This is a genomic window from Paracidovorax anthurii (genome assembly GCF_003269065.1).
GTDB classification, from domain to species: Bacteria; Pseudomonadota; Gammaproteobacteria; order Burkholderiales; family Burkholderiaceae_C; genus Paracidovorax; species Paracidovorax anthurii.
This window is the reverse complement of the sequence record NZ_QLTA01000039.1, coordinates 1-21,795: the sequence shown is the minus strand read 5'-3', so window position 1 is coordinate 21,795 and position 21,795 is coordinate 1. Positions and strand designations below refer to the sequence as shown.

The following is a 21,795-nucleotide window of genomic DNA, read 5'->3' as shown; positions in this document are numbered from 1 at the left end:
ACAAGAATGCCAAGTCAATTGCGGGCGCTTATGAATTCCAAGTGTCTATGCCGCCTCAGTATGCAATCAGATACATGGCCGACATTGCTAGGGTGGCACGCCGACGGCAGCTTTGGTCGGGGTAGTTCGCATGCGACCAACGCTCTAAACGTCGGCAGTAATCAGAAACCTGCCGCCCAGACTGCCTGCCGGTGAACGTCTCTTGAGGGTCGAAAGCGCTAGTCTGCCCCTGCGAGCAGCAGACATTCATCGTGGGTCGATGCCGTGAACGGCAGCCTAACCGCTTGGATGGTTTCTTCACCCTTAACAGCGGTCATCGCCGCTCGCAAATCGCCGGGTGAACCGATGACGGCTTTCCAGTCCGAACCGTGAAGTCAACTTCTAGTCGCAGATGACGGCAACCGCTGCAAAGCCGACTGCTGCACGCGGGCGCTGAGCGACAGCAACGGGCGCAAAACAGCCGAAGTTTGGTCAGAGTAGGCACGCTGTAGCCCTTTCGTAAGCATCTTGGGTTGTCCACGACTTTGTTGCTCCATCACGGGGCATGAGGTGAGCAAAGGCGATTTGTCTACGACTTTGCAGCGCATCGCCACTCGGAAGTTCTTCGATTTTCCGGGGGGAGGGTATCCACGCTTTTATTGGCGCGGAACACGAAGCCGTATCAGCCTGGGCCTGACGGTACGGCGGCTTGCTGCGGATAGAAGATCGGCTGGCCGGGGTCGCGGTGCCAGTCGTATTCGGCGGCCAGGGCGGCCGCCTCGGCCACCGCGCGGCCGGCCAGGCGGGAGACCAGGTGCCACGCCATGTCGGTGCCCGCGGAGACGCCGGCCGAGGTGACGTAGCGGCCCGCATCGACCCAGCGCGACGTGTTGTCCCACAGCACCTTCGGGCCGAAGCCCGCCACCCAGCCGAAGGCCTGGTGGTTGGTGGCGGCGGGCCGGCCGTCCAGCAGGCCGGTCTTCGCCAGCAGGGCCGCGCCGGTGCACACCGAGGTGAGCAGCCCCACGCGGCCGTCCATGGCGCGCAGCCAGTCCAGCAGGGCGCCGAGCGCGTCCTGGCCCTCGCCCAGCAGCAGGCTCGCCACGCCCTGGCCGCCGGGCACCATCAGCAGGTAGAACGGCTGCTCCAGGGCCTCGTCGCGGAACAGGTCGGGCGCCACGCGCGGGCCGTTGAAGCTGCGCACGGGCGCCGGTGCCGGCCCGGAGGACGGGCCCCAGGCCGGCGGCCGGCATTCATTGGAGATCAGCACGATCTCGAAGGGGCAGGCCGGCGGCTGGGCGTAGGACGTGCCGATGAAGCGGGCGATGGAGAACGCCTCGATGAAGCCCCAGACGTCGAGCGGCTCGAAGTCCGGAAATACCAGGATGCCGATGCGCTGGGTGCGCGGGAAGAGCGTGTCGGTGGTCATGTCGGTGCTGCCTGTGAGATGGGGCGCGCTGCGCGCGGTGGGTGGAGAGCGGTGGCGGGGGGGGCTGCGATCGCTGCGCGGAGCGATCGGAAGCCCGTGCGCGTCACGGGCGGGTGATCGGAGCCCGCTCGATGGCGATGTCGGTCCGGCTGGCTCTTGTCTGCCCGGCCGATGGGCCGGCATCGGAGCGGACCTCCAGGCACACGGGCCGGCCTTCCGGGAGCAGGTGCGCGAAGCCCGCGACGGAGACGAGGAAGCGCTGGCTGCGCTGCGGCTGCGAGGCCTTGAACGGCTGCAGGGGGTGGATGGCGACGCGGGTGAGTTCGTGCGGTGCCGGCGGATCGCCCGCGATCAGCGACACCACGAGCCCGCCATGTGCCGGCTCGCCGGGGTCGAAGGCCTTGACCACCACCACCAGGCGCTGCCGATCTTCCCGCAGGGCTTGCAGATCGGCGGGCGCCGGGGTGATGCACTGCCGCGCCGAGGTCGCCGCCGGCGCCGGTGCCGGTGGCGCGCCCGTGGCGGCCGCGCAGGCGGCCAGCATGCCCGCCAGGGCCAGCAGGGCGGTGGTTCCTCGGGGCGCGGCCATGGGGGTGTCGCCGGTCGGGGGCGCGTCAGATGAACGCGATCTCGACCGAGGCCGGCACCACGGTGCCCACCTCCGACGGGGCGATGCCCTCCTCCGGCAGGGCCACGAGCTGCACGGTCACCGTGTTGTCCTGCAGGCCCTGGGGCAGCTGCGAGAGCTTTTGCAGGGTCTCGGTGAGGTTGACGATGGACGAGGGCAGCGGCCCGCCGCCGTCGCCATGCCCGTGATCGTGCCGCAGGAAGCTCAGCGTGGTCACGAAATGCGGGTCGGTCACGGGGACGTCGGGCCCCACGATCGGGCGGTTGACGAAGACCCGGATCGCGCGGACGTTGTTGGCGATGCGGATGTCCCTGATGAGCGCCACGACCTCGCGGGGCGTGGCCGCCGTCTCCAGGCCCTGGGCCGGGGCCCGCAGCGGGGCCAGGTCCTGGGCTTTCAGCTGGAACGGCACGCCGACCGAGGTGGCCGCCAGGGCCGCCGCCATGTCCGTCTTCTTGAGCCGCAGCAACTGGTTCTGCGCCGCCTTCGGGTTGAAGAGCGCCGAGAGGTTGGCGAGGCGCCGTGGATCGATGGGGCGGCTGTCGGATGCGGGCAGGTTGTCGTAGGTGTAGCCCAGCGCGGCCGTGCTCAGCAGGTCGCTCACCTTCCTGGAGTAGAAGCTGCCGTTCGACGCGATGTAGTTGTTGGTGAATGGCATGTTGAGCCACAGCGGGTCGGCCGAGTTCTTGCGCCCCAGGGCGTTCCAGGCGGCCCAGATGCGGTCGATGTTGCCGTGGTGCATCATGAAGATGGGGTCGCGCGGCGAGTTCGACTGGGGCATGAAGCCGCCGATGTTGTTGTGCACGTTGTTGTGCGGCGTGCTCTCCAGGATGCCTTGCGCGCCGCCGCCCTTGGGCACCCACTGGGGATTGAGGTCGTTCTGCTTCGGGTTGCGGGTCGTGCCGAAGGCCTCGTAGCTGGTTTCCGCATAGATCTTCTTGATCACCTCCGGCCCCACGAGTTCATCCGTGAGGGCGTAGCGGCCCGTCAGCGCGCGGCGGGTGGATACATACAGCGGATTGGGCTTGCCCTGGTAGGTCGGGTCGGTGAAGGCCGCGGGCAGCTGGCGCAGCAGGGTCCAGTCCCAGTACGGCATGGCGAATTGCGGGTTGCCGGTCAGTGCGGCCGCCGCGCGTTCGTACATGTCGACGAAGCCCCGGTGCCATGGCAGGAAGTACCAGTCGCCGTGCGGGCAGTACTTGAAGCTGTGCGCGTCGCCATGCTGGTTGGCGAAGCCGATCCAGCTCACGCGCTGGGTCTGCGGCCGCGACTGCAGGATGCCCACGAAGTCGCGGTAGGTGGCCAGGTCCGGATCGTCCAGCGCCATGGTGTTCACGCAGCGGCGCACGCGCAGCTTGGGCGCGGCCAGGACCTGCTGCAGGCCGGGCACCAGGCCCGAGAACGTGGTGACGGCGCCGGCGGCCACGGCCGCCTTCAGCATGTTTCTTTTGTTGATCATGGTGAATCCCTCTCTCTTTTTCTCTTTTGGCTGCTTTTAGTGGTGGTGGCCCTTGCTCACGCCGCCCGCGCCGTCGGGCAGGGCCACGCGCACGATCTGCATCATTCCCTGGTCCTCATGGTCCAGGATGTGGCAGTGCAGTACGTAGTCGCCGATGTAGCGCTGGTAGCGCGTGCGCACGATGAGCGTGTACTTGCCGTCCAGGTTCTTGTCGTTCTTGCTGTTCTTGACCCAGAGCGTGTCCTTCCAGACGCCCTTGAGGCCGCGGTACTGCGGATCGACGGTGTTGGTCGAGGGGTCGAGATCGACGGCATCGGGCAGCGACACGTCCTTGCCATCGGGGTCGAGGATGCGCACGACCTGGAACGGATTCACGTGGATGTGGAAGGGGTGGCTCACGAAGTCCGACTGCAGGGTCCATTCGTCCACGCCGCCCAGGGTCAGCACGCGGTCCACGCGGCTCGGGTCGAAGGGCCGGCCGTTCACCTGGAACTGGATCGGCTGCTGGCTCAGGTCGATGTTGAAGGCCAGCACCTGGGTGCCGGTGACCTCGCCGTCCTCGATGGTGGGATGGGGCACGAAGCTCGTGAGCTTCAGGCCGTCCTTGAGGTCGGCGGCGACCTTGGCGCGCACGTCGGCCGGCATGTTGGTCGCGGCGGCGGCCGTGAGCTCCTGGGCGATGTAGGCGGAAATGTCCTTGGGCACCGGGCCGCCGGGAGCCACCTTGTTCACGATCGCCAGCAACTGGCGCGAGGGCGTGCGCTGTCCCACGTTGGCCGAGGGCGGCGCGGCGGCGTTGATGACGCAGTAGTTGCCGGCCTCGGGGAAGACCATCAGCGCGTCCCAGCGGTAGCCGGGCTGGTAGACGGTCTGGTTCGACGGCATGGCGGCGGCGGTGGTCAGGCCGTCGGCGGCGATCAGGTGCTGGGGCAGGGGGGCGCCGGTGCAGTTCTCGGCGATGTAGGCATCCTGCTCGCTGGGCTTCAGGCCCTGGGCGCTGCGCGCGCCCTCGCGCATCTTGCGGAACTGCAGGTTGATGGTGTCGCGCACCCCGCCGTGGATGGCGCGCCAGCGCTCGATCTGCCCGGCGCGGGCGCCCTCGAAGGTGGGCAGCACCTCGCCGTTGATGCTGGTGTAGCGGCCGGATTTCTCCCAGGTGCCCGGGCCGAACTGGGGCTGGTCCTTCGAGTCCACGGCGGCGTAGTGCTCGATGCCGCCCACGTCGCCCTCGTCGCAGCGGTAGGTGCCGTCGGGGTTGAGCTTGATGCGGTTGCTCGCGTCGCGGCAGGCGTACTGGATCTGCTGGAACACCAGCACCCGCTCCTTGAAGGACTGGCGCTGCGTGGGGCGCAGCAGGGTGTCCACGTCGCCGTTCCTGCCCTTCGACGGAGGGCGGTTGCCGCGGATGACGAGCGCGCCGGCCATGCCGCTGGCCACCTGCAGCGCCGTCGATCCGTGCCGGTGCGTGTGGTACCAGAAGGTGCCGGCGGGGTGGTCGGAGGGGATGTTGTACTCGTACTCGAAGCTCACGCCCGGGTTGATGGAGATGAGCACGTTGTCGCCGTTGCCGGCCGGGTTGACCCACAGGCCGTGGGTGTGCAGGTTGGTGCCGTTGAAGCAGTGCGGCGTGTTCACGCCGGCGGGGGCGTCGAGGCAGCCCGGGTCGGGCGGCAGCTGGTTGTTCAGCCGCATCCGGATGGTGTCGCCGGGCCGCACTTCGAGCATGGGCGACACGAAGGGCGCCCTGGGGTCCACGCGGCTGCCCTGGTAGCTGCGCAGCCGCACCTTGTCGTAGCGCTGCGTGGACGGGTTCCAGAGGGTGCCGTTGGTGTAGACGACGTTGAGGTCCAGCGATGCCTCGTGCGACGGCGAGAGCGTGGCCGCACCGAGGACGTTCGAGAACTGCTTCAGGCGCAGGGTCTGCGGCCCCTTGCCGGCCTGCTCGGTCGCGGACTCCTGCAGGAGCAGCGGCTCGGGCTCCTTGCGCCGGAGTTCGAGCAGCGGCGGATTGGTGACTTGCCGGGGTGCATCCACCTGGGCCCGCGCGGGCAGCGCGGCGGTGGTGATGGCGGTGGCGGCGATGGCGAGCGACGGCAAAGCCGTCCGCGCGCGGCGGAGTGCGATTTTCATGGATTCCCTCCCTCGACAGGGTGCTTTGGTTATTGCTGCGCGGCGGGCCGTCTGGGCAACCCTGCCGCGCGCGGCGCAGTATCGTCGAGATGGTTCCGGCCGGTCAATGGTGGCGCGCGGCAAAGCGGGGCGGCGCGCCCGCGCCGCCCCGGCGCGTGTTCACGGCTTCAGATGATGCACGCGTTCTCAGCGCTGCCGGGGCACGCGCCCCATCAGGTAGAACTCGGGGTTGGGCTGCATGCCCGCGAAGCTTGCCATGCGGTTGGACAGCCCGAAGAAGGCGGTGATGGCCGCGATGTCCCGGATGTCCTCGTCGTCGAAGCCGTGGGCGTGCAGGGCGGCGAAGTCGGCGTCCTCGATCTCGTGCGAGCGCTGGCAGACCTTCATCGCGAAGTCGAGCATGGCGCGCTGGCGCGGTGCGATGCCGGCCTTGCGGTGGTTCACCGCCACCTGGTCGGCCACCAGGGGGTTCTTCTCGTGGATGCGCAGGATCGCGCCATGGGCCACCACGCAGTAGAGGCACTGGTTGGCCGCGCTGGTGGCGGTCACGATCATCTCGCGCTCGCCCTTGGTGAGCGAGCCTTCCTCCTTGAGCATGAGCGCGTCGTGGTAGGCGAAGAAGGCCCGCCATTCGGCCGGCCGCCGCGCGAAGGCGAGGAACACGTTGGGCACGAAGCCGGCTTTTTCCTGCACCTGGAGGATGCGGTCGCGGATGTCGTCCGGCAGGGTGCCGATGTCGGGAAAGGGGTAGCGGCTCACGGGTTCGTCTCCTGTCGCCGCCGTCCAGGGGCGGCGTCGGAAAACGGTATCACGGATGCCACTGGCTGGCGCGCGTGGCCGCCGGGGTGGCGGCGCTGCCCGCGAGTGCATACGAGAGCTGGTTCGCGCTCGCCACCACCGTGCCGGCCAGCGCTTCGAGCCGGGGCGGCGGCAGCCGCGAGGCGGGCCCCGAGATGCACACCGACCCCAGCAGCCGCCAGTGCAGGCCGAACACCGGGGCCGACACGGTGGCCACGCCCTGTTCGCGCTCGCCGATGGACCAGTGGTAGCCGCGTCGGCGGATCTCTTCGTAGGCCTCGCCGGGCGCGCCCGAGAAGGCCAGGATCACGCGGCCCGGCGAGCCCTTGTCCAGCGGCAGCCCCTCGCCCATGCGCGCGTGGTGGCGCAGCGCCTGCGGGCCCTCCACGCGCACGAGGCAGGTGCGCACGTCGCCCTCGCGCACGTAGAAGGCCGCGCTTTCGCCGCTGGCCTGCGTGAGCGCGCGCAGCGCGGGCTCCAGCACGTTCTGCACGTCGAAGCCTGCCTGGTAGCGCGCGCCCAGCCAGCCCGCAGCGGGCCCCAGGCGCCAGTCGCCGTCCTCGCGCTGCACGAGGTAGCCGGACTGCGCCAGCGTGCGGGCGAGCCGCAGCACCGTCGTCTTGTGCAGCGCGCACCGGCGGCTCAGCTCGGCCAGCGACAGCCGCGACTCGCCCAGCGCGAAGGCGGCCAGCACCTGCAGCGCGCGGGTCACGGCGATGACGCCGCCGTCCGGGCTCGCGGGCGCTGGGGGGGGGACGGCGGCGCTGCCGGGCGGCGCAGGTGCGGCCGGGGCGGCGGCGGGCGTGCGGCCGGCGGGCGGGGTGCGGCGGTTGCTCATGGTGGTATGCGTTGCGTTGTATGAAACATCATTGTATGGGGCGAAACGTTTTTCTAAAGTCGGTGCCATGCCGGGCCTCGAAGCCACGGCCGCCACACCACTACAACGGAGACAAGCCGACATGCCATCCACCACGCACCCGTGCCGTGCCTTTTCGCGCCTGGGCGCCGCGCTGCTCGGCCTCGCGGCCGCCGCGGCCCTGGCGGCCGCCGCCCCCGCGGGCGCCCAGACCGCCTGGCCCGCCAAGCCCATCCGCCTGATCGTGCCGTTCCCGCCCGGAGGCGGCACCGACATGATCGCGCGCACCGTGGCCCAGAAGCTGGCCGACCAGAACCGCTGGAACGTGGTGGTGGACAACCGCCCCGGCGCGGGCGGCAATCTCGGCGTGGACGCGGCGGCCAAGTCGGCGCCCGACGGCTACACGCTGGTGATGGGCCAGACCAGCAACCTCGCCATCAACCCCTGGCTGTACGCCAAGCTGCCCTACGACCCGCTCAAGGACCTGGTGCCGGTGGCGCTCGTGTCGTCCGCGCCCATCGTGATGGCCGCGCCCGTCCAATCGCCCTACAAGACCTTCGCGGACGTGGTGGCGGCCTCCCGGGGCCGCCCCGACGCGGTGACGCTGGGCTATTCGGGCAACGGCACCGTGGCGCATCTGGCGGGCGAGCTGGCCCAGAAAGCCGCGGGCGTGAAGCTGCGCCACGTGCCCTACAAGGGCGCCTCCCAGGCCATGACGGACCTCGTGGGCGGGCAGATCGACCTGTACATGTCGGCGGTGCCCACGCTGCTGGGCCAGGTGCGCAACGGCAAGCTGCGCGCCATCGCCATCACCTCGCCCAAGCGCTCGGCGCAATTGCCGGACACGCCCACGCTCGCCGAATCGGGCTACAAGGATTTCGAGGCCGTGTCGTGGTACGGCGTGCTCGCGCCGGCCGGCACGCCCGCGCCCGTCGTGCAGCAGCTCAACCAGGCCATCAACCAGGCGCTGGCCCAGCCCGACGTGGCCGAAAAACTGCGCTCCGAGGGGGGCGAGGTGATGGGCGGCACGCCGCAGAAGTTCGCGCAGTTCCTGCGGGCCGAAGTGCCGCGCTGGGGAAAGATCGTGAAGGATTCGGGCGCCAGCCTGGACTGACACCGCTGCGTCCCGCGCTTTTCGGCCGATCCGACCCATGTCCTCCGACCGCCTTGCAGCGCCCGTGCCGTTCTCGGCCGGGCTCGGCGCCCCGCGCACCGACGTGCCCGCGGGCGCATGCGATTGCCACCTGCACGTGTACGACGCGCGCTTTCCGGCGGCGCCCGGCGCGCGGCTGCTGCCGCCCGATGCCAGCGCGGACGATTACCGCCGGCTCCAGCAGCGGCTGGGCACGCAGCGCGCGGTGCTGGTCACGCCGTCCACCTACGGCACGGACAACCGCTGCATGCTGGCCGGCCTGGAGGCCCTGGGCCCGCAGGCCGCGCGCGGCGTGGCCGTGATCGACGGGAGCGAGAGCGATGCCGCGCTGCAGGCGATGCATGCACGCGGCGTGCGCGGCGTGCGGCTCAATTGGTCCCTGGGCGTCGTGGGTTCGGCGGACCGGCTGGAGCCGCTGGCGGCGCGCATCGCGCCGCTGGGCTGGCACCTGCAACTGCTGATGGCGCCCGATCGGCTCGCCACGCTCGCGCCCGTGCTCCGGCGCCTGCCCGTGCCGCTGGTGTTCGACCACTTCGGGCGCATCGCGCCGGCGCAGGCCGGCAGCCACCCGGCCCACGCGCTGCTGCTCGATCTGCTGGGGGCGGGCAGGGCGTGGATCAAGCTCTCCGGCGGCTACATCGTGAGCCCGCGCCACACCGTGGAGGACCCGGCACTCGACCCGCTGGCCGAAAGCTACCTGCGCGCCGCGCCGCAGCGCGTGGTGTGGGGCAGCGACTGGCCGCACGCCACGGCCAGCGCGGGCCTGCAGCCCCTGCCCGACGACGCCCGCCAGCTCGATCGCCTGGCCGACTGGGTGGCGGGCGCAGGGCCGGGGGCGACGCTGCGGCGCGTGCTGGTGGACAACCCGGCGGCGCTCTACGGCTTCGAGACCGGGGCCGGCGCGCCACCGGCACCGCTCCAGGGTCGGGCCTGAGGGCCTCCGTTCCGGCCATTCCTTTCCTATTCATCCAGAGAGCGTTCTTCCATGAGCATCGGTTCCTCTTCCCTTTCCCCGCAGGGCGCGGCCCGCCGGCGCGTGCTGGCGGCCCTGGGCGCAGCGCTGGCCGCGGGGCCCGCGCTGGCGCAGGACGGCTGGCCCGGGGGCCGCACGATCACCTGGGTGGTGCCGTATCCGCCCGGCGGCAGCACGGACGTGCTGGGCCGCAACGTGGCGCAGCGCGTCGCCTCCGCGCTGGGCGCGACGATCATCGTGGACAACCGGCCCGGCGCCACGGGCACCATCGGCGCGGCCTTCGTGGCCAAGGCCGCGCCGGACGGGACCACGCTGCTGGGCACGTCGATCGGCCCGCAGGCCATCGCGCCGCACCTCATGGGCAAGCTGCCCTACGACCCCATCGCGGGCTTCGAGCCGGTGATCACCATCGGCACCATCCCGCACATCCTGGTCGTGGGCGCGAACCAGCCTTTCAAGACCGTGGCCGAGCTGCTGGCCGCGGCCAGGGCCCGGCCGGGCCAGCTGGCCTTCGCCTCCGGTGGCAACGGCACGATCCTGCAGATGCAGGGCGAGCTGCTGCAGCAAAAGAGCGGCGTGCGCTTCATCCACGTGCCCTACAAGGGCGACACCCCCGCGCTGCAGGACACGCTGGCCGAGCAGGTGCAGTTCATGTTCGCTCCCGCCGCCGCGGCGCTGCCGCACGTGCAGGCGGGCAAGCTGCGCGCGCTGGCCGTCACGTCCGCGCAGCGCCTGAAGGCCTTGCCCGCCGTGCCCACCATGGGCGAATCCGGCGTGGACGATTTCGTGGTCGAGCAGTGGCAGGCCGTGTTCGCGCCCGCCCGGACGCCCGCGGCCACCGTGAAGCGCCTGAACCAGGAGATCGCCAACGCGCTGAGAGACCCGGGCGTGACCGCCCTGGCCGACAGGCTGGGCGTGACGCTGGTGGGCGGCACGCCCCGGCAGCTGGGCGATCTGCAGAAGGCCGATTCCGCCAAGTGGGCCAAGGTCATCAAGGACGGAAACATCCAGGCCGAGTGAGGCCGGCTTCCGTCGCACCGCTTTCCGTTCTCTCTTCTTTTTCCGCTTTTCAACCGGACTGAACCACCATGAGCCAACTTCCCGAAGTGATCCGCGACATCGAGCGCGTGAGTGCCGACGTCGTCGCCAGGGCCGCCACCTTCCAGGCCGCCATCCTGGCCGACGTGGCCGGCCGCCGAGGCACCATGCACAGCCGCGTGGCGCCCGTGCACCAGGGCATGAAGGTTGCCGGCCCGGCCTTCACCGTCGAGGTGCGCCCGGGCGACAACCTCATGATCCACGCCGCCATCGCGCTGGCGAAGCCCGGCGACGTGCTGGTGATCGACGGCAAGGGCGACCAGACCGCCGCGCTGATGGGCACGCTGATGCTCAGCGCCTGCCGGAAGATCGGCCTGGCCGGCGTGATCGTGGACGGCGCGATCCGCGACAAGCTGGAGCTGCTGGAGCTGGGCTTTCCCGTGTTCAGCGCCGGCTTCAACCCCGCCGGCCCGACCAAGTACGTGCCCGGCCGCATCAACCACCCCATCTCCGCCGGCGGCGCCGTGGTGAACCCGGGCGACCTGGTGGTGGGCGATGCCGATGGCGTGGTCGTCATCGAGCGCCTCAAGGCGCCCGCCCTGCTGGCCCTGGCCGACAAGAAGGTGGCCGACGAGGCCGCGCGCATCGAGGCGATCGCCCGCGGCGACACGGCCTCCAAATGGCTGCCCGCCGCGCTGCGCGCCGCCGGCGTGCTCAAGGAAGGAGAGTCGCTGTGAGCGCCGCCATCATCGTCACGGGCGCCGACCTGGCGCCGCAGGCGCTGGACCTGCTGGCCGGCTATCAGGTCGTCTATGCCGGCAAGACGCCCACCGAGGACGACCTGGTGGCCCTGTGCCGCCAGCACGACCCGGTGGCCATCATCGTGCGCTACGGCAAGGTGGGCGCGGCCGTGATGGACGCGGCGCCGTCCCTCAAGGTGATCTCCAAGCACGGCAGCGGCACCGACACCATCGACAAGGCGGCCGCCAGGGCGCGCGGCATCGAGGTGGTGGCGGCCGTGGGCGCCAACGCGGCGGCCGTGGCCGAGCAGGCGCTGGCGCTGCTGCTGGCCTGCGCCAAGTCGGTGGTGCCGCTCGATGCGCGCATGCATGCCGGCCACTGGGACAAGGCCACGCACAAGAGCCTGGAGCTGGGCGGGCGCACCGTGGGCGTGGTGGGCCTGGGCGCCATCGGCCTGCGCTTCGCCCGGATGGCCGATGCCCTGGGCATGCGCGTGCTGGGCTTCGACCCGTTCGCGAAGGACCTGCCGGCCCATGTGCAGGGCGTGGACCTGGAGACGATCTGGCGCGAGTCCGACGCGATTTCGCTGCACTGCCCGCTGACCGACGACAACCGCGGCATGCTGGGCGCCGCCACGCTGGCGCAATGCAAGCGCGGCGTGATCGTGGTGAACACCGCGCGCGGCGGGCTCATCGACGAGCCCGCGCTGCTGGCCGCCGTGCGCTCGGGCCAGGTGATGGCGGCGGGGCTCGACAGCTTCGCCGTGGAGCCGATGGTGGCCGGCCACCCGTTCCAGGGCGAGCCGCGCTTCGTGCTGAGCCCGCACATCGGCGGCGTGACGAGCGATGCCTACGTGAACATGGGCGTGGGCGCGGCGAAGAACCTGCTGGCCGTGCTGGCGCGCGGCCACGCGGTCGCCGCCACGGCCTGATCCCGCACGAGAAAAGACAGAGGGCAGGGCACGCCAGCGCAGCGTGTCCGCCCCGGACGGCCGGGCGGCCCCTGCGCCCCGGCCGTGGAGCCCACCGGCGGCAACGCATGCCGCCCCCATGACAGGAGACATCGAACATGCATCAGACGCTGCAATCTTCGCGGCCCGCGGCCTGCCTGCGCGCGGCGCTCGCCGCCCTGGGCCTGGCGGCGGCCGCACTGGCCGCCCCGACCGCCCAGGCCCAGGCCCCCGGGGCCTGGCCGGACAAGCCCATCCGGCTCGTCGTGCCGTATCCGGCCGGCGGCAACGCCGACACCACCGCGCGGCTGCTGTCCACGCAGCTCTCCGAGCGGCTGGGCCAGCCGGTGGTGGTGGACAACCGCCCCGGCGGCAGCGGCACCATCGGCGCGGCGGCCGTGGCCAAGGCGGCGCCGGACGGCTACACGCTGCTGCTGGACGCCACGGCCTTCACCGTGAACCCGAGCCTCTTCCCCAAGCTGCCGTACGACGCGGCCCAGGACTTCGTGCCGGTCTCGCTGATCACCCAGGCCCCCTTGCTGATGGTGGTGCCGGCCACGTCGCCGTTCCACACAGTGGCCGACGTGGTGCAGGCCGCGCGCGCCCGGCCCGGCCAGCTCACCTTCGCGTCGGCGGGCAACGGTGGCGCGCAGCATCTGGCGGGCGAGCTGTTCAAGCAGGGCGCCCAGGTCTCGATGACGCACATCCCGTACCGCGGCGGCGCCCCCGCGCTCACCGATCTGGTGGGCGGCCAGGTGGACCTGATGTTCAGCGCCACCTCGGCCAGCGGCCCCTTCGTGCGCAGCGGCAAGCTGCGCGCGCTGGCCATCACGTCGGCGCAGCGCGCGGACGGCTGGCAGCAGGTGCCCACCCTGGCGGCCTCGGGCCTGCCGGGTTTCCAGGTGAGCGAATGGAACGGCCTGTTCGCGCCGGCCGGCACGCCCCGGCCCGTCGTGGACCGGCTGGAGGCCGAGGCGCGCGCCATCGTCGCCAGCCCGGCGCTGCAGCGGCGCTTCGCCGAGATGGGCGTGCAGGGCGTGGGCTCCAGCGCCCGCGATTTCGGCGCCTTCGTGAAAGCCGAAACGGCCCAGTGGACCCGCGTGGTCCGCGCGAGCGGCATCCGTATCGACTGAAGGGCAACCACAGCCCCCTGTGGCGCTTCGCGCCTTCCCCTCTCTCGCCCCGCGATGCGATGCGGGAGGGGGACGCCGCCAGCGCGGCGGGGCGGCCCTGGCGCGGCGTCCGCGGGCCTGGCCTGCTCCGCGGCCTTCTGGCGGGTGGCGCAGCGCCGGTTTCATGCACCGCGGGTGATGCATGCACCATGAAGAACTGAAGGGAGAAAGACGGAATGTTCAAGCCAGATCGCAGCCATGTCGCCGTGAAATCTGCATTGTTTGCTATGTTTTTGGTAGCGTTTGGCACGGGCTTCGCGCAGGCGGAGGGCTATCCCGCCAAGCCCGTGCGGCTCGTGGTGGGCTTTGCCGCCGGCGGCCCCACCGACGTGGTGGCCCGCGCCTTCGCGGAGCAGGCCGGCCGGGCGCTGGGCCAGCCCTTCGTCGTGGACAACAAGCCGGGCGCCAACACCATCCTGGCCGCCCAGGCCGTGGCCGGCGCGCCCGCCGACGGCTACACGCTGCTTTTCGGCGCCACCAACCACACGATGATCCCCGCGCTCTACAGCACGCGGGTGAAGTTCGACGCGGTGAAGTCCTTCCTGCCCGTGTGCACGGTGGCCACCAGCCCGACGGTCCTGGTGGCGGGCCCCTCGCTGCCCGTGCGCTCGCTGGCCGACTTCCTGCAGAAGGTGCGCGAGGCCCCGGGGCGCGTCACGGCCGGCTCGCCCGGTGTGGGCAGTTCGGGCCATTTCGCCACCGAGATGTTCGCGCGCGCCAACGGGCTGCGGTTCAACCATGTGCCCTACAAGGGGGCTGCGCCGCTGGTGACCGACCTGCTGGGCGGGCAGCTGGACAGCTCCTTCGCCACGCTGGGCTCGGTGCTCGCGCAGGTGCAGGGCGGCAAGCTGGCGGCGCTGGCCGTGGCGTCGCCGCAGCGCTCCTCGCTGCTGCCCCAGGTGCCCACGTTCGAGCAGGCGGGCGGCAAGGCGTTTTCCGCGGACGCCTGGTACGGCGTGCTGGCCCCCGCGGGCACGCCGCCGGCCGTGGTGCAGGTGCTGGAGCGCGTGGCCACGGCCTTCGCGCGCAGCGATGCGACGGCCGAAAAGCTGCGCGGCCTGGGGATGGAGGCGTCGCTGCGCTGCGGCGAGCCCTTCGCCCGGCAGGTGCGGCAGGAGGCCGATGCCTACACGCGCGTCGCCAGCGAGCTCGGCCTGCAGGCCGATTGATGCCCGCGGGCGCCCCCTGAACCCATTTCAATCCCTGGAGACATTCCCATGCACAAGATCCTCAAGACCTTCGCCCGCGGCCTGCTGGCCGCCTGCGCCCTGGCCGGCGCCACGGCGCACGCCGCCTTTCCCGAACGCACCATCACCATGGTCGTGCCCTATGCGCCGGGCGGCGCGGCCGACGCCGTGGCGCGCGTGCTCGCCAGCCGCATGGGCGCGAAGCTGGGCACGTCGGTGATCGTGGACAACAAGCCCGGCGCGAGCGGCACCATCGGCGCGGCTTTCGTGGCCAAGGCACCGGCGGACGGCTACACCATGCTCTACGACGCCACGCCGTATTCCATCAACCCGCACCTGTTCGCCAAAATGCCCTATGCCGCCAACGCGCTGCAGCCGCTGTCGCTGGTGCTGCTGGCGCCCAACGTGCTGATCGTCAAGGCCGACTCGCCGTTCAAGAGCGTGGGTGATCTCGTCGCCAAGTCCAGGGCCCAGCCCGGCAAGATCAACTTCGCCTCGGGCGGCAGCGGCACGGTGCAGCGGCTGGCCTCGGAGCTGTTCCGCCAGAAGCTCCAGCTGGACATGGTGCACGTGCCCTACAAGAGCGGCGGCCCGGCGATCGCCGACGTGATGGGCGGGCAGGTGGACTTCATGTTCGGCACCATCGCGGCGTCGTACCCGCTGGTGGCGGGCGGCAAGCTGCGGGCGCTGGCGATCTCGGCCCCTGAGCGCTCGCCGCGCCTGCCCGACGTGCCCACCGTGGCGGAAGCGGCCATCCCCGGCTACGAGGCCTACGAGTGGAACGGCGTGCTGCTGCCGGCCGGCACGCCCGCCCCCGTGGCGGCGCAACTGCACAAGGCGCTGGTGGAGGTGCTGAATGAAGACGAGGTAAAGCAGCGCCTGGGCGACCTGGGCGCCAAACCCATCGGCTCCACGCCGGCGGAGTTCGCCACCTTCCTCAAGAAGGAAGAGGCCAAGTGGGGCGCCGTGGTGCGCCAGTGCCACATCCAGCTGGACTGAGCGCGCATGAACCGGCCTCCCCTGTCCGCGCCCGTGCCGCATTCGGCGGGCGTGGCGCTGCCGTCGCGGGCGCTGCCGCCGCTGGCCTGCGACAGCCACATGCACATCTTCGATGCGCGCTTCGCGCCCTCGCCGCACTGGACGCGCACGCCGCCCGAGGCCCCCGTGGCCGCCTACCGGCAACTGCAGCAGCGCCTGGGCACGTCGCGCGCGGTGGTGGTCACGCCGTCCACCTACGGCACCGGCAACGCCTGCACGCTCGATGCGCTGGACCAGCTGGGCGACGCCGCGCGCGGCGTGGCCGTGGTGGGCGAGGACGTGGACGATGCGGAGCTGGACCGCCTGGCCGCGCGCCGCGTGTGCGGGCTGCGCGTGAACTTCGTCTCGCCGCAGTCCTGGGGCGAGACCACGCCGCGAATGCTGGCCACGCTGGCGCGCAAGGTGGCGCGGCTGGGGTGGCATATCCAGGTGTTCGCGCACCCGGAACAGATCGTCGCGCTGGCGCCCGTGCTGCAGGCCCTGCCGGTGCCGCTCGTGATCGACCACCTGGGCCGCATCGATCCGGCCGAGGGGCCCTCCGCCGAGGCCTTCGGCGTGCTGCGCCGGCTGCTGGATGGCGGCAACACCTGGGTCAAGCTCTCGGGCGCTTACATGCGCTCCGCCGTGCAGGGCCCCACGTATGCCGACACGCTGCCCCTGGGCCGCGCGCTGGTGCGGGCCGCGCCCGAGCGGCTGGTGTGGGGCAGCGACTGGCCCCACACCACCGAGGCGCCGGGCACCGTGGACGATGCCGCCCTGGTTGACCTGCTGCGCGCCTGGGCCGGCTCGGACGCCGCGATGGACGGCATCCTCGTGGACAACCCGGCGCGGCTCTATGGCTTCGGCCCCTGAATTCCGCCTGAACGCAACCAAGCCAGGAAAGACACCCCCCATGTTTCTGCTGCAACCGCCGTGCGTCCGCGCACTGGAGCCCTTCACGTCCCTGCCCGAGCACTGGCGCCGCCGCGAGCGCAGCGCCTGGGCCGACGCCAACCGCGGCGGCGCCGTCACCGACTCGTTCCTCGAAGGGCCGGTGTTCGACGGCGACGGCAACCTCTATGTGGCCGACATCCCCTGGGGGCGCATCTTCCGCATCGACCCCGAGGGCGCCTGGGCGCTGGTGGCCGAATACGACGGCGAGCCCAACGGCATGAAGTTCCTCGATGCGGGCACGCTGCTGATCGCCGACTACAAGAACGGCCTCATGCGGCTGGACGTGGCGAGCGGCCGCGTCACGCCCTTCCTGGAGCGCCGCAACAGTGAGCGCTTCAAGGGCGTGAACGATCTGGTGTTCGACAGCGCCGGCAACCTCTATTTCACCGACCAGGGCCAGAGCGGCCTGCACGACCCGAGCGGGCGCCTGTACCGCCTGCGCCCGGACGGGCGGCTCGACCTGCTGCTGGCCAACGTGCCCAGCCCCAACGGCGTGGCGCTGTCGCCCGACGAGCGGGTGCTCTACCTGGCCGTCACCCGGGACAACGGCGTGTGGCGGGTGCCGCTGCTGCCCGACGGCAGCGTGGCCAAGGTGGGCCGTTTCTTCACCTCCTACGGCCCCAGCGGCCCGGACGGCCTGGCCGTGGACGCCGGGGGCCGGCTGTGCGTCGCCAACCCGGGCCTGGGCTGGGTCTGGGTGCTCAACGGCCGGGCCGAGCCGGTGGAGGTGCTGCGCGGCGCGCCCGGCAGCTCCATCACCAACCTGGCGTTCGGCGGGCCGGAGCGGCGCACGCTGTACGTGACCGATTCCACGCACGGGCAGATCCTGCGCGCCGTGGTGGACACTGCGGGCCTGCCGCTGCACCGTCCCAGTGAAGCCAGGGGTCTCTGAGCGTTCGCCGGCCCTGTGCGTGCATACACTTGATGCAACGCAACAAAAAGGTGACTGACGCATGCACTTCGATATCGTGATCGTCGGGGGGGGCGCGGGCGGGCTGGAACTGGCCGCGCGCCTGGGCCGCAGCCTCGGGCAGCGCCTGGGCCGCGAGCGGGTCCTGCTGGTGGACCGCAGTCCCTTCCACATCTGGAAGCCCACGCTGCACGAGGTCGCGGCGGGCACGCTCGATGCCCACCAGGAGGGCCTCTCCTACACGGTGCTGGCGCGCCGCAACCATTTCAGCTTCGCGATGGGCGAGCTCTCGGCGCTGGACGCCGCGCGCAAGGCCCTCACCCTGTCGGAGATCCTCGATACCGAGGGCGAGGTCATCGTGCCGCAGCGCGTGGTGAGCTTCACGCGGCTGGTGCTGGCGATCGGCAGCGGCTCCAACGCGTTCGGCACCCCCGGCATCGGGCACGCCTACCTGCTGGAGAACGTGCGCGATGCGCAGCACTTCCATGCCGACTGGCTCGCCGCCTGCGCGCGCGCGGCGTTCTCCGAGAACCGCTCGCTGGGCGTGGCCATCGTGGGCGGAGGGGCCACCGGCGTGGAGCTGTCGGCCGAGCTGCTGGAGGCCCATGCCGAGATCCAGGAGAGCCTGGGCACGGGCCAGCGGTTCCGGCTCGACATCACGCTGGTCGAGGGCGGGCCGCGCATCCTCGGCGGGCTGCCCGAGAAGATCTCCGCGCAGGCGAGCCTGGCGCTGCAGCGCAAGCAGGTCCAGATCCGCACGGGCACCCGCGTGACCGAGATCCGGCGGGGCGAGCTGGTCACGCCGGCGGGCGCCATCCCCGCCGAGATGATCGTGTGGGCTGCGGGCATCAAGGCGGCGGATTCCAATGCGCGCATGGGGCTCGCGGTGAACGGCCTCAACCAGTTCGTGGTGGACGATCGCCTGCGCACGTCCGAGCCGGGCATCTATGCGTTCGGCGACTGCGCGGCCTGCCCGTGGGTGGACGGCAAGACCGTGCCCGCGCGTGCCCAGGCGGCGCACCAGCAGGCCGACTACCTGGCCCGCGTGCTCGCGGCCATGCTGCGCGAACACGAGATCACCGAGCCCTTCGCGTACCGCGACTTCGGCTCGCTGGTCTCGCTGGGCGACAACAAGGGCGTGGGCAACCTCATGGGCGGGCTGATGGGCCGCAACTTCTTCGTGGAGGGGCTCATCGCCAAGTGGATGTACATCTCGCTGCACCTCAACCACCACCGCGCGATCCTGGGCATGGGCAAGACGGCGGTGCTGGCGCTGGCGCGGCTGCTGCAGCAGCGCGTGTCGGGCCGCCTCAAGCTGCACTGACGGTGCCGGGCCGCGCGGCGTCAGCCCGCGACGAGCTTGTGCACCAGGTCCGCCGCCGCCCTGGCGCCGTACTTGCGCATCAGCCGCGCGCGGTAGATCTCCACCGTGCGGTGGCTGATGCCGAGCGTGCGGCCGATCTCCTTGGAGGTCATGCCCTCCAGCAGCCGCGCCGCCACCTCGCGCTCGCGGCCCGTCAGCTCGGCCTTCACGGGGCGCCGCGCGCTCAGGTCCTCGAAGCTCCAGATGCCCGACGCGTGCGGCGCCGCGCGGTCGAGCGTGCGGCCCGAGACGTGGCACCAGAACACCTCGCCATCGGTGCGCTTCATGATGCGGTCGTCGGCATAGAAGCCGCGCGCGTTCAGGATCGGCGCCATGCGCGCGCCCTGGCGCTCGTACTCGTTGGCGCTGGGGTAGAGGATCTGGAACGACTGCCCGATCAGCACCTCGCGCGAGGCGCGGAACATCTCGCAGACGTGGCGGTTGCAGTCCACCATGGCGCGGTTGCGCGACAGCACGAGCCCCACCGGGGCCATGTCGAAGGCGAGGCGGTAATCGATCTCCATGCTCGGTGCTACTCTTTACGAAAAACTACCTATGAAACTACGTAGTATCGTAGCCCGAGTCCCGCGCACCGGCGCATCGCCGGCGCGGGGCGGGCTCCGCGGCCGCCGGCGCGCCGCGCGCCCTTCATGGACCCATGCACTTTTCCAACTGAGGAGACCGGTGTGAACAAGTTATTTCCTTCCGCGGACGCCGCCCTGCAAGGGGTGGTGGCCGATGGCCAACTGCTGGCCGTGGGCGGCTTCGGGCTGTGCGGCATCCCCGAGGCGCTCATCGATGCGCTGCGCGATTCGGGCGCGAAGCAGCTCACCGTCATCTCCAACAACGCCGGGGTGGACGGCTTCGGCCTCGGCAAGCTGCTGGAGACGCGGCAGATCCGGAAAATGATCTCCTCCTACGTGGGCGAGAACAAGGAGTTCGAGCGCCAGTACCTCGCGGGCGAGCTGGAGCTGGAGTTCACGCCGCAGGGCACGCTGGCCGAGAAGCTGCGCGCGGGCGGCGCCGGCATCCCGGCCTTCTTCACCAAGACCGGCGTGGGCACCATCGTGGCCGAGGGCAAGGAGCTGCGCGAGTTCGACGGCGAGACCTACGTGATGGAGCGCTCGCTGGTGCCCGACGTGTCGCTCGTCAAGGCGCACCGCGCCGACAAGTCCGGCAACCTGCAGTTCCGCCTCACGGCGCGCAACTTCAACCCCGCCGCGGCCACGGCCGGCAAGATCTGCATCGTGGAGGTCGAGGAGGTCGTCGAGACCGGCGAGATCGCCCCCGACGACGTGCACCTGCCCGGCATCTACGTGCACCGCATCGTGCACAACCCGAACCCCGAAAAGCGCATCGAGAAGCGCACCGTGAGCGCCGCCGCGCCGGTGGACCCCGTGGCCGCCAAGGTGGTGGCCCAGGCCGTCATCGCGCAGGCCGCCGCCAGCAGCGAAGTGCCGGTGCCCACCGTGCCCGCCAACAAGAAAGAAGGAGCCTGACATGCCCTGGACCCAAGACCAGATGGCCGCGCGCGCGGCGCAGGAGCTGGAAGACGGCTTCTACGTGAACCTCGGCATCGGCATCCCCACGCTGGTGGCCAACCACACGGGCGCCAAGGAAGTGTGGCTGCAGTCCGAGAACGGCATGCTGGGCATCGGCGCGTTCCCGACCGAGGACGCGGTGGATGCCGACCTCATCAACGCCGGCAAGCAGACCGTGACGACGATCCCGGGCTCGTCCATCTTCGGCAGCGACCAGTCGTTCGCGATGATCCGCGGCGGCAAGATCAACCTCTCCATCCTGGGCGCCATGCAGGTCAGCGAGCGGGGCGACCTCGCCAACTGGATGATCCCCGGCAAGATGGTCAAGGGCATGGGCGGCGCCATGGACCTCGTGGCCGGCGTCAAGCGCGTGATCGTGCTCATGGAGCACGTGGCCCGCAAGAAGGACGGCACCGAGGACCTGAAGATCCTGCCCGAATGCACGCTGCCGCTGACCGGCGTGGCCGTGGTGGACCGCATCATCACCGACCTGGCCGTGCTGGACGTGACGCCGCGCGGGCTCCAGGTGGTCGAGCTGGCGCCGGGCGTGAGCTTCGAGGCCCTGCAGGCCAAGACCGGCGTGACCCTGCTGCCGCAGTGACATGGACGCGGCCCGGGCATGTCGGTTTTGTGAAACATCGACCGGCCCGGCCGCTCCGGTTCGCGGAATTCCCCCTGGGGGAAACACGTAAATGTCACCACGAGTAACAGGTGGACTGCTATGCTGGCCCGACAATCCGTGGGTCGCGCCGCAGCACCTTGGGTGACGCCGCATCCGTACCGCTTCATGAAGGACTCCGCCATGCTGTCAACTCCCAGCTCTGCCCAACACCGCTCCGGTGGCGCCGCCGCCCTCCCGCCCGCCGAGTACCTCACGTTCCGGCTGGGCCAGGAGGAATACGGCATCGACATCCTGCGCGTGCAGGAGATCCGCTCCTACGAGCAGCCCACGCGCATGGCCCACGCGCCGGAGTTCATCAAGGGCGTGATCGACCTGCGCGGCGTGATCGTCCCCATCGTGGACCTGCGCCTGAAGCTCCATTGCGCCAAGGCGGAATACACCGACTTCACCGTCGTCATCATCCTGAACGTGGGCGGCACGGTACTCGGCGCGGTCGTGGATGCGGTGGCCGACGTGGTGGAGCTCTCGGCCGACGCGATCCGCCCCGCGCCGCAGTTCCAGGGCCAGGTGGACTCGGCCTTCGTCACCGGCATCGCCACCGTGGGTGAGCGCATGCTGATCGTGATGGACATCGAGTCGCTGCTGAGCAGCGCCGAGATGGGCATGGTGCGCTCGGTCGCCTCCACCTGAGCCGCGCCCGCGGCCACCTCCCGCACGGGCCCCTCGGGGCAATGCCAGTCAGTTAACAGCTGACTGGCATTTTTTCGTTGGGAACTTGTGCGCTCTGTTTTTGACCTCGCGCGGGTAGGTTCGCTCAGGTCGCCGTGGCGGTAGGACGAAGTAGTGGGCCTGTTGCAGCAACTGATCCAGCCGTTGGGGCAGCGTGCCCGGTGTGG

The 21,795-nt window shown here is 70.9% G+C and carries 21 protein-coding genes; 14 read left to right on the top strand and 7 right to left on the bottom strand.

The annotated features are described in order from the left end of the window. Positions 1-661 precede the first annotated feature (661 nt). The 6 genes from AX018_RS17245 to AX018_RS17220 all read right to left on the bottom strand — a co-directional run bounded on the left by AX018_RS17245 (position 662) and on the right by AX018_RS17220 (position 7,261). Complete coding sequence (locus AX018_RS17245; protein ID WP_170146288.1) at positions 662-1,408, bottom strand: DJ-1/PfpI family protein; 747 nt, start codon at positions 1,406-1,408, stop codon at positions 662-664. Positions 1,409-1,511: 103 nt separating this feature from the next. Then, entirely contained in the window at positions 1,512-1,997 is a 486-nt protein-coding gene (locus tag AX018_RS17240; protein ID WP_111879702.1) for a hypothetical protein, read from the bottom strand. A gap of 25 nt (positions 1,998-2,022) precedes the next feature. Beyond that, entirely contained in the window at positions 2,023-3,495 is a 1,473-nt protein-coding gene (locus AX018_RS17235; RefSeq protein ID WP_111879700.1) for a tyrosinase family protein, read from the bottom strand. A 36-nt stretch (positions 3,496-3,531) separates the two neighbouring features. Next, on the bottom strand, positions 3,532-5,625 hold the full coding sequence (locus AX018_RS17230; protein WP_111879697.1) for a multicopper oxidase family protein: 2,094 nt from the start codon (positions 5,623-5,625) through the stop codon (positions 3,532-3,534). A 186-nt stretch (positions 5,626-5,811) separates the two neighbouring features. Next, on the bottom strand, positions 5,812-6,384 hold the full coding sequence (locus tag AX018_RS17225) for a peroxidase-related enzyme (RefSeq protein WP_111879695.1): 573 nt from the start codon (positions 6,382-6,384) through the stop codon (positions 5,812-5,814). Positions 6,385-6,433: 49 nt separating this feature from the next. Then, complete coding sequence (locus AX018_RS17220; protein WP_245951632.1) at positions 6,434-7,261, bottom strand: IclR family transcriptional regulator; 828 nt, start codon at positions 7,259-7,261, stop codon at positions 6,434-6,436. Positions 7,262-7,382: 121 nt separating this feature from the next. On the opposite strand from AX018_RS17220, the gene AX018_RS17215 reads away from it, so the two are divergent. From AX018_RS17215 to AX018_RS17160, 11 genes are all read left to right on the top strand, one after another. After that, the gene (locus AX018_RS17215) at positions 7,383-8,393 is read left to right on the top strand and encodes a Bug family tripartite tricarboxylate transporter substrate binding protein (RefSeq protein WP_111879693.1); all 1,011 of its coding nucleotides are present in this window, start codon (positions 7,383-7,385) and stop codon (positions 8,391-8,393) included. Between the two features lie 37 nt (positions 8,394-8,430). Next, complete coding sequence (locus AX018_RS17210; protein ID WP_111879690.1) at positions 8,431-9,366, top strand: amidohydrolase family protein; 936 nt, start codon at positions 8,431-8,433, stop codon at positions 9,364-9,366. Between the two features lie 51 nt (positions 9,367-9,417). Next, positions 9,418-10,425, top strand: coding sequence for a Bug family tripartite tricarboxylate transporter substrate binding protein (locus tag AX018_RS17205; RefSeq protein ID WP_111879688.1), 1,008 nt, complete (start codon positions 9,418-9,420; stop codon positions 10,423-10,425). Positions 10,426-10,493: 68 nt separating this feature from the next. Then, positions 10,494-11,180: an RraA family protein gene (locus AX018_RS17200; protein WP_111879686.1), complete on the top strand. Its 687-nt coding sequence runs from the start codon at positions 10,494-10,496 to the stop codon at positions 11,178-11,180. Then, entirely contained in the window at positions 11,177-12,115 is a 939-nt protein-coding gene (locus AX018_RS17195) for an NAD(P)-dependent oxidoreductase (RefSeq protein WP_111879683.1), read from the top strand. Before AX018_RS17200 ends, AX018_RS17195 begins: the two co-directional genes overlap by 4 nt. A gap of 137 nt (positions 12,116-12,252) precedes the next feature. Further along, entirely contained in the window at positions 12,253-13,266 is a 1,014-nt protein-coding gene (locus tag AX018_RS17190) for a tripartite tricarboxylate transporter substrate binding protein (protein ID WP_111879680.1), read from the top strand. A 266-nt stretch (positions 13,267-13,532) separates the two neighbouring features. After that, entirely contained in the window at positions 13,533-14,474 is a 942-nt protein-coding gene (locus tag AX018_RS17180) for a Bug family tripartite tricarboxylate transporter substrate binding protein (RefSeq protein ID WP_245951630.1), read from the top strand. Between the two features lie 48 nt (positions 14,475-14,522). Continuing rightward, entirely contained in the window at positions 14,523-15,491 is a 969-nt protein-coding gene (locus AX018_RS17175) for a tripartite tricarboxylate transporter substrate binding protein (protein ID WP_111879675.1), read from the top strand. Positions 15,492-15,497: 6 nt separating this feature from the next. Next, positions 15,498-16,382, top strand: a complete 885-nt coding sequence (locus tag AX018_RS17170) for an amidohydrolase family protein (protein WP_111879673.1) — start codon at positions 15,498-15,500, stop codon at positions 16,380-16,382. Positions 16,383-16,422: 40 nt separating this feature from the next. Continuing rightward, positions 16,423-17,355 (top strand): SMP-30/gluconolactonase/LRE family protein, encoded by a 933-nt coding sequence (locus tag AX018_RS17165; RefSeq protein ID WP_111879756.1) that lies wholly within the window; start codon positions 16,423-16,425, stop codon positions 17,353-17,355. A 61-nt stretch (positions 17,356-17,416) separates the two neighbouring features. Beyond that, positions 17,417-18,697, top strand: coding sequence for an NAD(P)/FAD-dependent oxidoreductase (locus tag AX018_RS17160; protein ID WP_111879670.1), 1,281 nt, complete (start codon positions 17,417-17,419; stop codon positions 18,695-18,697). A gap of 20 nt (positions 18,698-18,717) precedes the next feature. Here AX018_RS17160 and AX018_RS17155 read toward each other — a convergent pair whose 3' ends face one another. Further along, entirely contained in the window at positions 18,718-19,260 is a 543-nt protein-coding gene (locus AX018_RS17155; RefSeq protein WP_111879667.1) for a PAS and helix-turn-helix domain-containing protein, read from the bottom strand. Between the two features lie 162 nt (positions 19,261-19,422). On the opposite strand from AX018_RS17155, the gene AX018_RS17150 reads away from it, so the two are divergent. The 3 genes from AX018_RS17150 to AX018_RS17140 all read left to right on the top strand — a co-directional run bounded on the left by AX018_RS17150 (position 19,423) and on the right by AX018_RS17140 (position 21,589). Then, the gene (locus tag AX018_RS17150; RefSeq protein ID WP_111879665.1) at positions 19,423-20,235 is read left to right on the top strand and encodes a CoA transferase subunit A; all 813 of its coding nucleotides are present in this window, start codon (positions 19,423-19,425) and stop codon (positions 20,233-20,235) included. A 1-nt stretch (position 20,236) separates the two neighbouring features. Next, positions 20,237-20,878: a 3-oxoacid CoA-transferase subunit B gene (locus tag AX018_RS17145; RefSeq protein WP_111879662.1), complete on the top strand. Its 642-nt coding sequence runs from the start codon at positions 20,237-20,239 to the stop codon at positions 20,876-20,878. Between the two features lie 201 nt (positions 20,879-21,079). Further along, positions 21,080-21,589: a chemotaxis protein CheW gene (locus tag AX018_RS17140; protein ID WP_111879753.1), complete on the top strand. Its 510-nt coding sequence runs from the start codon at positions 21,080-21,082 to the stop codon at positions 21,587-21,589. The last annotated feature ends 206 nt before the right edge of the window (positions 21,590-21,795 follow it).

What these genes read in the sequence shown, in the direction of transcription:
- AX018_RS17175 (WP_111879675.1), top strand. Translation starts at nt 14,523, where the DNA reads ATGCACAAGATCCTCAAGACCTTCGCCCGCGGCCTGCTGGCCGCCTGC.
- AX018_RS17205 (WP_111879688.1), top strand. Translation starts at nt 9,418, where the DNA reads ATGAGCATCGGTTCCTCTTCCCTTTCCCCGCAGGGCGCGGCCCGCCGG.
- AX018_RS17170 (WP_111879673.1), top strand. Translation starts at nt 15,498, where the DNA reads ATGAACCGGCCTCCCCTGTCCGCGCCCGTGCCGCATTCGGCGGGCGTG.
- AX018_RS17235 (WP_111879700.1), bottom strand. Translation starts at nt 3,495, where the DNA reads ATGATCAACAAAAGAAACATGCTGAAGGCGGCCGTGGCCGCCGGCGCC.
- AX018_RS17200 (WP_111879686.1), top strand. Translation starts at nt 10,494, where the DNA reads ATGAGCCAACTTCCCGAAGTGATCCGCGACATCGAGCGCGTGAGTGCC.
- AX018_RS17210 (WP_111879690.1), top strand. Translation starts at nt 8,431, where the DNA reads ATGTCCTCCGACCGCCTTGCAGCGCCCGTGCCGTTCTCGGCCGGGCTC.
- AX018_RS17190 (WP_111879680.1), top strand. Translation starts at nt 12,253, where the DNA reads ATGCATCAGACGCTGCAATCTTCGCGGCCCGCGGCCTGCCTGCGCGCG.
- AX018_RS17145 (WP_111879662.1), top strand. Translation starts at nt 20,237, where the DNA reads ATGCCCTGGACCCAAGACCAGATGGCCGCGCGCGCGGCGCAGGAGCTG.
- AX018_RS17180 (WP_245951630.1), top strand. Translation starts at nt 13,533, where the DNA reads ATGTTTTTGGTAGCGTTTGGCACGGGCTTCGCGCAGGCGGAGGGCTAT.
- AX018_RS17215 (WP_111879693.1), top strand. Translation starts at nt 7,383, where the DNA reads ATGCCATCCACCACGCACCCGTGCCGTGCCTTTTCGCGCCTGGGCGCC.
- AX018_RS17140 (WP_111879753.1), top strand. Translation starts at nt 21,080, where the DNA reads ATGCTGTCAACTCCCAGCTCTGCCCAACACCGCTCCGGTGGCGCCGCC.
- AX018_RS17160 (WP_111879670.1), top strand. Translation starts at nt 17,417, where the DNA reads ATGCACTTCGATATCGTGATCGTCGGGGGGGGCGCGGGCGGGCTGGAA.
- AX018_RS17220 (WP_245951632.1), bottom strand. Translation starts at nt 7,261, where the DNA reads ATGAGCAACCGCCGCACCCCGCCCGCCGGCCGCACGCCCGCCGCCGCC.
- AX018_RS17245 (WP_170146288.1), bottom strand. Translation starts at nt 1,408, where the DNA reads ATGACCACCGACACGCTCTTCCCGCGCACCCAGCGCATCGGCATCCTG.
- AX018_RS17155 (WP_111879667.1), bottom strand. Translation starts at nt 19,260, where the DNA reads ATGGAGATCGATTACCGCCTCGCCTTCGACATGGCCCCGGTGGGGCTC.
- AX018_RS17165 (WP_111879756.1), top strand. Translation starts at nt 16,423, where the DNA reads ATGTTTCTGCTGCAACCGCCGTGCGTCCGCGCACTGGAGCCCTTCACG.
- AX018_RS17240 (WP_111879702.1), bottom strand. Translation starts at nt 1,997, where the DNA reads ATGGCCGCGCCCCGAGGAACCACCGCCCTGCTGGCCCTGGCGGGCATG.
- AX018_RS17230 (WP_111879697.1), bottom strand. Translation starts at nt 5,625, where the DNA reads ATGAAAATCGCACTCCGCCGCGCGCGGACGGCTTTGCCGTCGCTCGCC.